This is a genomic window from Kitasatospora sp. MY 5-36, assembly GCF_001182915.1.
Lineage (GTDB): Bacteria > Actinomycetota > Actinomycetes > Streptomycetales > Streptomycetaceae > Kitasatospora.
In genome coordinates this window covers 1-7,568 of the sequence record NZ_LFVW01000580.1, presented here as the reverse complement: position 1 = coordinate 7,568, position 7,568 = coordinate 1, and the positions used below count along the sequence as shown (strand labels likewise).

2 protein-coding genes and 1 pseudogene are annotated in these 7,568 nt (G+C 75.2%); all 3 read right to left on the bottom strand.

The window, feature by feature from the left end:
* Nucleotides 1–154 (bottom strand): acyltransferase domain-containing protein (locus tag AE652_RS48570; RefSeq protein ID WP_234348596.1); only part of this gene is annotated, 154 nt, incomplete at its 3' end.
* 213 nt (nt 155–367) lie between these two features.
* Nucleotides 368–6,396 (bottom strand): annotated as a pseudogene (locus AE652_RS44350) (beta-ketoacyl synthase N-terminal-like domain-containing protein); the annotation flags it as partial.
* A partial coding sequence (locus AE652_RS30665) for a beta-ketoacyl reductase (RefSeq protein WP_049657397.1) occupies nt 6,396–7,568 on the bottom strand: 1,173 nt, incomplete at its 5' end. The pseudogene AE652_RS44350 and the gene AE652_RS30665, both read right to left, overlap by 1 nt.

Below are 7,568 nucleotides of genomic sequence, written 5' to 3'. Positions count from 1 at the left end.
ACAGCGCCGGCTGCACGACGTCGGCGGCCTCGAAGCCGTGCCGGCCCGCCAGAACGTCGTCCAACTGCCAATCCACATAGGGCGCCAGGGCCGCAGCACACTCGGCCAGCCGCGCCGCGAACACCGGCGAAGACTCCGCCAGCTCACGCCCCATCCCGACCCACTGGCTCCCCTGGCCCGGGAAGACGAACACCGTCCGCCCCACCCCACCGGGAGCGAGTCCGCCGGTCACGACACCGGGCGCGGGCTGCCCCGTGGCCACCGCCGCGAGACCCGCCGCGAGCTCACTCCGCTCGCCGCCCAGCACCACCGCACGCTGCTCGAACACCGATCGCGTCGTCGCGAGCGACCACGCCACATCGCCGACCGACAACTCCGGCCGCGCCAGCACGTGTTCACGCAGTCGACCGGCCTGACCGGCCAGCGCCACCGCACTACGACCGGAGACCCGCCACACCGACGTCCCGCCGGTCAGCACCGGAAGCTCCGGGAGCGCCGGAAGCTCCGGGAGCGCCGGCCCGGGCTCGGACGCCGCCTCGACGGCCGCCGGGGCCTCCTCCACGATCACGTGGACGTTGGTGCCGCTGATCCCGAAGGCCGACACGCCCGCCCGGCGCGGCCGCTCGCCCGCCGGCCACTCCACCTGCTCCTGGAGCAGCCGGACGTTGCCCAGGTCCCAATCGACGTGCGAGGACGGCTGCTCGGCGTGCAGGGTCTTCGGCAGCACGCCGTGCCGCAGCGCCATCACCATCTTGATCACACCGGCCACACCGGCGGCCTGCTGGGCGTGCCCGATGTTGGACTTCACCGACCCCAGCCACAGCGGCCGGTCCCCGGCGCGTCCCTGGCCGTAGGTGGCCAGCAGCGCGCCGGCCTCGATCGGGTCGCCGAGCGTGGTGCCGGTGCCGTGTGCCTCGACCGCGTCGACGTCGGACGCCGACAGCTGGGCGTTGGCCAGCGCGGAGAGGATCACGCGCTGCTGCGAGGGGCCGTTGGGCGCGGACAGGCCGTTGGAGGCGCCGTCCTGGTTGACGGCGCTCCCGCGGAGCACGCCGAGCACCTGGTGCCCGTTGCGGCGGGCGTCCGACAGCCGTTCCAGCACCAGCATGCCGACGCCTTCGCCGATGCCCATGCCGTCCGCGCCGTCGCCGAAGGCCTTGCAGCGGCCGTCGGAGGAGAGCGCGCGCAGCCGCGAGAAGCCGACGAACTCGCCGGGGTCGGCCATCACGGTCACACCGCCGGCCAGCGCCACCGTGCACTCGCCCGACCGGAGCGCCTGGGTCGCCTGGTGCAGCGCGACCAGCGAGGAGGAGCACGCGGTGTCCACGGTCATCGCCGGGCCGACCAGGCCCAGGGAGTAGGCGATCCGGCCGGAGAGCACGCTCAGCGCGTTCCCGGTGATCAGGTGGGCCTGTACGCCGGCCTCGTCCCCGACCGCGCCGAAGTAGCCGGACGGGGCCGCGCCGATGAAGACGCCGGTCGCCGAGCCGTGCAGCGTCCGCGGGTCGATGCCGGCCCGCTCGACGGCCTCCCAGGAGTCTCCAGCAGCAGCCGCTGCTGCGGGTCCATGGCGAGGGCCTCGCGCGGGCTGATGCCGAAGAACCCGGCGTCGAACTCCGCGGCCCCGCTGAGGAATCCGCCCTCCACGACGTAGGTCGAGCCCTCGGCGTCGGCGTCCGCGTCGAACAGCGCCTCGGCGTCCCAGCCGCGGTCGGCCGGGAAGCCGCTGATCGCGTCCCCGCCGGCGGCGATCAGGTCCCACAGCTCCTCGGGCGAGCGCACGCCGCCCGGGTAGCGGCAGGCCATGCCGACGATCGCGATCGGCTCCGAGGGCGCGGCGGCCACCGCGACCACCTGGCCCGGGCCCTCCGCCCCGAACAGCGCGGTGAGGATCTCCTCGGCCAGCACGGACGCGCTCGGGTGGTCGAAGACGACGGTGGACGGCAGGCGCAGGCCGCAGGCGCTGTTCAGGCGGTTGCGCAGTTCGACGGCGGTCAGCGAGTCGAAGCCCAGCTCCCGGAAGGCCCGCGTCGCGACGATCTCGTCCGCCGAGTCGTGGCCGAGGACCGCGGCGGCGTGCGAGCGCACCAGCTCCACGACGCTCCGGCGCCGCTCGGCCGCCGACAGGCCGGCCAGCCGCGAGGCGAACTCGCCGCGCTCGTCGGCGGCCGTCGTGGCGGCCGTCTCGGCCCGGGCCTCGGGGATGGTGTCCAGCAGCGGGCGCGGGCGGGCGGCCGTGAAGACCGGCGCGAACTTCTGCCACTCGACGTCCGCGAGGGCGATGAAGGTCTCGTCGTCGGCGAGCACCTCGCCGAGCGCCGTCAACGCTCGCTGGGTGTCGAGGAAGTTCATGCCCTGCCGCAGCAGGCGCTGGGGCGTCACCCGGCCGGGAGCCTGGTCCATCACCGCGTCGACGGCGTCCCAGTCGCGGGTGTTCCACACGCCCCAGGCGATCGAGGTCCCGGGCAGGCCGCGGGCGCGACGGTCCTCGGCGAGGCCGTCCAGGAAGGAGTTGCCGGCCGCGTAGGCGGCGTGGTCGTTGCTGCCCCAGGTCGCCGAGATCGACGAGAAGAGGACGAACTCGTCGAGGCCCAGGCCGGCCGTGGCCTCGTCCAGGTGGACGGCGCCGGCCGCCTTCGCGCCGAGCGCGGCGACCAGGCCTTCGCGGCTGGTGTCCTCCACCCGGGCCAGGTAGGGCGCGTTGGCGGAGTGCAGGACGGTGGACAGGCCGGGGCCGGAGGCCTCGATCCAGGCCACCAGGCCGGTCGCCTGGCCCCGGTCCGCCAGGTCGCAGCTGACGACCTCGACGGCCGAGCCGCCGTTCGCCACGGCGGCGGCCAGCGCCGCCACCCCGGGCGCCGACGGGCCGGAGCGGGAGGTCAGAACCACCCTCGGCGCGCCGTGCTCGGCAAGCCAGGGGCCGATGCAGACGCCGATCGAGCCGGTGCCACCGGTCAGCAGGACGGTGCCGCGCGGCGACCAGCCCTCCGACTCCACACGGCGGGCCTCCGCCCGCACCAGCCGGCGCAGGAACACACCCGACGGCCGCACCGCGACCTGGTCCTCCCGGCCGTCCGCGAACACACCGACCAGACGAGCCGCGGCATCGGCGTCCAGCACCGGCGGCAGGTCGACCAGACCGCCCCACCAGTCCGCGTGCTCCAGGCCCACGGCCCGGCCCAGACCCCAGACCTGGGCCTGCACCGGACTGGTCGTCACCTCGCCGGCGGCCACCTGCACCGCGCCACGGGTCAGCACCCACAGCGGGGCCGTGACCCCGGTCTCGACCAGCACCCGGACCAGGTCGACCGTCCCGGCCAGACCGCCCGGAACCGACGGGTGCTCCGCCAGCGGCGTCTCGTCCAGGGCCAGCAGCGACACCACACCGGCCACGCCCTCGGCCAGTGCCGCGTCGACGTCCTCCGGTCCCGCGACGGCGACGACGCTCGCGCCGCGGGCCGTCAGCGCGTTCGCGACCGCCTCCCGGTCGGGGCCGTCGCCGACCAGCAGCCAGGTCCCCGACGGCGTGGCGGCCCGGTTCGCGTCGGCCGCCTGCCAGACGATCCGGTAGCGCCAGTCGTCCACCGAGGTGTCCGGGCCTGCGGCCTGGACGGAGGCCACGGCGCCGAGCCAGTAGCGCCGGCGCTGGAAGGCGTAGGTGGGCAGGTCCACGACCGTGCCGCCGCCCAGGAGCGCGGCCCAGTCGACGGGGAGGCCCCGTACATAGGCCTCGGCGAGCGAGGTCAGAAGACGCCCGGCGCCGCCCTCCTCGCGCCGCAGGGTGCCGACCACGGCCGAGCCCTCGACGTCCTCGACGACGTCGCCCACCGCGCCGGTCAGCACCGCGTGCGGGGAGACCTCCACGAACGCCCCGTGCCCGGACTCGGCGAGGATGCGGACCGCCCGCTCGAACTCGACGGTCTCACGGAGCGAGGCGTACCAGTAGTCGGGGTCCAGCTCCGGACCGGACAGCCACGCGCCGGTCAGCGCGGAGACCATGGGGATCCGGGCCTCGGTCGGAGCGATGCCCTGGAGAACCGAGAGGATCTCCTCGCGCAGCTCGTCCACGTGCGCGCTGTGCGAGGCGTAGTCCACCGGAATCATCCGGGCACGCGGCGAATCCCCGCAGGAGTCCGCGAGTTCGCGCAGCGCGTCCGCGTCACCGGAGACGACCGTCGCCGACGGACCGTTCACGGCCGCGACCGACAGGCGGGAACCGTACGGGGCGATCCGGGCGCGGACACCCGCCACCGGCTCGGCGATCGACAGCATCCCACCGCGACCAGCAAGGGTCTTCAGCGTCTTGCTCCGCAGAGCCACGACCTTGGCAGCGTCATCGAGGGACAGGATCCCGGCCACAGCGGCGGCAGCGATCTCACCCTGCGAGTGACCGACCACGGCATCGGGAGCGACACCAGCCGCCTCCCAGACCGCAGCCAGCGACACCATCACCGCCCACAGCGCCGGCTGCACCACATCAGCGGCCTCGAAGCCGTGAAGCCCGGCCAGAACGTCGTCCAACTGCCAGTCCACGTACGGAGCGAGAGCCGCAGCGCACTCCGCCAGCTTCGCCGCGAACACCGGCGACGAAGCGGCCAACTCACGCCCCATCCCGACCCACTGGCTCCCCTGCCCCGGGAAGACGAACACCGTCCGCCCCACACCTGCGGCGTCCACCGAGCCCGTGACCACGCCGGGCGCGGGCTGCCCCGCGGCGACGGCCGTCAGCCCCGCGGCGAGTCCGTCCCGGTCCGGGCCGAGCACGACGGCCCGGTGCTCCAGCGCCGACCGCGTCGTGGCCAGCGACCACGCGACGTCGCCGACCGACAACTCCGGCCGCTCCGTCACGTGTTCACGCAGCCGACCCGCCTGACCGGCCAGCGCCGCGGCGCTCTGCCCCGACACCACCCACGCGGGAAGCCCCTCGCCGGACAGGACGCGCGGCGCGGCGCCCGCCACGACCTCCGGACGGCCCGAGCCCGCCGGCGCCTCCTCCAGGATCAGGTGCGCGTTGGTGCCGCTGACGCCGAACGCGGACACGCCCGCGCGGCGCGGCTGCTCGCCCGCCGGCCACGCCACCGCTTCGCTCAGCAGCCGGACGTTGCCCGAGGCCCAGTCCACGTGCGGCGACGGGTTCCCGGCGAAGAGGGTCTTCGGCAGCATGCCGTGCTGCAGCGCCAGCACCATCTTGATCACACCGGCGACGCCGCTCGCGCAGCCGGAGTGGCCGATGTTGGACTTCACCGAGCCCAGCCAGAGCGGCCGGTCGGCGGCGCGGTCCTCGGCCTGCCCGTAGGTGGCGAGCAGCGCCTGCGCCTCGATCGGGTCGCCCAGCGTGGTGCCCGTCCCGTGTGCCTCGACCACGTCCACGTCGGCCGCGGTCAAGCCGGCGTCGGCCAGCGCCGAGTGGATGACGCGGTACTGCGAGGGCCCGTTGGGGGCGGTGATGCCGTTGGAGGCGCCGTCCTGGTTGACGGCGCTGCCGCGGATCACGCCGAGCACCTGGTGGCCGTTGCGGCGGGCGTCGGAGAGGCGCTCCAGCGCGATGATGCCGGCGCCCTCGCCCCAGCCGATGCCGTCGGCCTCGGCGGCGAAGGACTTGCACCGGCCGTCGGCGGCCATGCCGCCCTGCTGGGAGAACTCGATGTACGCGTCGGGCATGACCAGCACCTCGACGCCGCCCGCCAGGGCGAGGGAGCACTCGCCCGAGCGCAGCGAGCGCACCGCGAGGTGGAGTGCCACGAGCGAGGAGGAGCAGGCGGTGTCGATCGTCACGGCGGGGCCGGTCAGGCCCAGCGTGTAGGAGATGCGTCCGGAGACGACGGCGGTCAGGCCGCCGGTCATCTTGTAGCCCTCGGCGCCGCTGCCGTTGCCGCCCACGCCCGAGCCGTACGCGGTGCCGCTGGCGCCGACGAACACGCCGGTGTCGGAGCCCTTCAGGGACATCGGGTCGATGCCGGCCCGCTCGACCGCCTCCCAGGCGGTCTCCAGCAGGATCCGCTGCTGCGGGTCCATCGCGAGGGCCTCGCGCGGGCTGATCCCGAAGAACCCGGGGTCGAAGTCGGCCACGTCGTAGAGGAATCCGCCGACCCGGGCGTACTCCTCGCCGGCGCGCGCGTCCGGGTTGCCGTAGGCGCGCTCCCACTCCGCCCAGCCGCGGTCGGTGGGGAAGCCGCCCATGGCGTCCGTCCCGGCGGAGAGCAGGTCCCAGAACCGGTCGGGGCCGGTGATGCCCCCGGCGTAGCGGCAGCCGAGGCCGACGACGGCGATCGGCTCGCGCTCGCCGGCTTCCAGTTCCTTGACGCGCTCGCGGGTCCGATACAGGTCGGCGGCGAGCTTCTTCAGAGTGTCGAGCAGCTGCTTGTCGCCGCCCGCCGCCTGCGCACCACCGGTCATCACGAAAGCCCCAATTCCTTGTTGATGAAGTCCAGGACCTCGCCGGCGTCGGCGTCGTCCAGTCGCCCGGCCAGGGTCTGCTGCTCCTGCTCGTCCTGCCGTGGTTGCTCGGTGTCGCCCAGCCAGCGGGAGAGCACGTTCCTCAGCCGCAGGGTCACGTCGCGCCGGGCGCCGCTGCCGCCGGGCACCGCCGCGAGCGCGGCCTCCAGGCGGTCGAGCCCGTCGAGCACCGGGTCGGTGCCGGGGGCGGCCCGGGTGTCGTCGGCGGGCGCGGCTCGCAGGCCGAGTTCGCCGTGCAGGTACTCGGCGAGTTCGGCGGGGGTCGGGTGGTCGAAGACGAGGGTGGCGGGCAGCCGCCGCCCGGTGGTGTCGGTGATCCGGTTGCGCAGGTCGACGGCCATCACGGAGTCGAAGCCGAGGTGGCGGAACGGCCGGCCCTTGGGCAGTGCTCCGGCGGTGTGGCCGAGGACGGCGGCGGCCTGGTCGCAGACGATCTCCACGAGTCGGCGCAGCTGCTCCGCGTGGGGCAGGCCGGCGAGTCGGTCGGCCAGGCCGGTGCCGTCCGGTGCGCCGCTCCCGGTGCCGGGGCCGGAGTCCGCGGGTTCCGGTCGGGTCCCGGCGTCGGGCAGGTCGGCGAGGAGGCGGCTGGGACGGCGCAGGGTGAACGTCGGGCCGAACACCGACCAGTCGATGTCCGCGACGGTGACGGCGTCCTCTCCTCCGTCCAGGGCCTGGCCGAGGGCGCGGACGGCGAGTTCGGGCGCCATGGCCCGGACGCCGTAGCGGGTCAGCCGGGTGGTCACGCTGCCGCCGCCCATGCCGCCGCCGTCCCACAGGCCCCAGGAGAGCGTGGTGGCGGGGCGGCCGGCGGCGCGGCGTTCGGCGGCGAGGCCGTCGAGGTAGCCGTTGGCGGCGGCGTAGCCGGCCTGGTCGCTGCCGCCCCAGACGGCGGCGCCGGAGGAGAACAGCACGAAGTCGTCGAGGCCGCGGTCGGCGGTCAGCTCGTCGAGCCAGCGGGCGCCGCCCGCCTTGGGGGCGCACACCTCGGCCAGCCCGGCCGCGGTGGTCTCGCCGACGGTGCCGCCCTGGCCGACGCCCGCGGTGTGCAGCACCGTGGACAGGGCCGGGCCGCCGGTGGCGTCGATCCGGGCCAGCAGGGCGGCGACCTCGGC